Annotated in this window: 1 pseudogene; it reads right to left on the reverse strand. The window is 45.7% G+C overall.

The window, feature by feature from the left end:
• Positions 1 to 993, reverse strand: a pseudogene (locus HMPREF2766_RS04465) (YSIRK signal domain/LPXTG anchor domain surface protein); the annotation flags it as partial.

Genomic DNA, 993 nt, shown 5'->3' on the forward strand with positions numbered 1-993 from the left:
AACAATCATAGTCGTGCTACCATCCTCAAAGGTTGGTGGAACTGTACTATCGATATGTCCTTCAAACGTTGGAGTTGCCACTTGTGGTTGGCCTTTTGCTCCTGTAGAAGCCGTATCATGACCAGTAGATGGATCTACAACTGTTGGACGATAGCTTGCAGTAACTGGGGTACCGTTCTTATCCTTACGAACGATTGTTACGCCAGTTCCTTTTCCTACAAAGTCTGCCTCTGGAGTGAAGGTGACGGTGCCATCTGGTGAGATTGTATAAGTTCCTTCACCTGGAATCACTTTTTCAGTTGATCCATCTTCAAATGTTGCTACCACTGTTTCATCGATTGGAACAAGCGGATTACCACCTTCAAATGTTGGCGTACCTGTTTGAACAAGTCCCTTAATGTTCACTGAAGAAGTATCTTTACCAGTTGGTGTTACCTTAGTAAACTCTGGACTGTAAGTCGCAGTGACTGGGGTGCCATTCTTATCTACACGTTTCACTGTGACTGGATCTGGGTTTCCTACAAACTGTTTATCTGGAGTGAAGGTCACACTTCCGTCTGGCGCAATTGTGTAGGTTCCTTGACCTGGAATAGTCTTCTCTTTGCTGCCATCTTCGAAGGTTGGCTCAACTGTTTCATCGATTGGAACCAGTGGATCGCCACCTTGGAAGGTTGGAGTACCAGTTTGTGGAACACCCTGAGGACCTGTGCTCGTTGCGTTAGTGCTGGTTGGAACTACTTCTTTCACCACCGCTTGGTACTTGACAGTAACAGGAGTTCCGTTGGCATCCACACGAGTCAATTCAAGTTCTGGTGTTTCACCTTTGAACTGTTTATCAGGAGTGAAAGTCACCTTACCGTCTGCATCCACTTCGAATTTACCAACATTTGGCACTTCCTTCATAGCTGTACCATTGTCAAATAATGGAGTTGAATCAGCTGGGAATGGAACTGAGTCATGGCCTGGAGTGAAGGTCACTTTACCTTCTTGGAC

The sequence above is a fragment of the Streptococcus sp. HMSC076C08 genome, assembly GCF_001810825.1.
Classification (GTDB): Bacteria; Bacillota; Bacilli; order Lactobacillales; family Streptococcaceae; genus Streptococcus.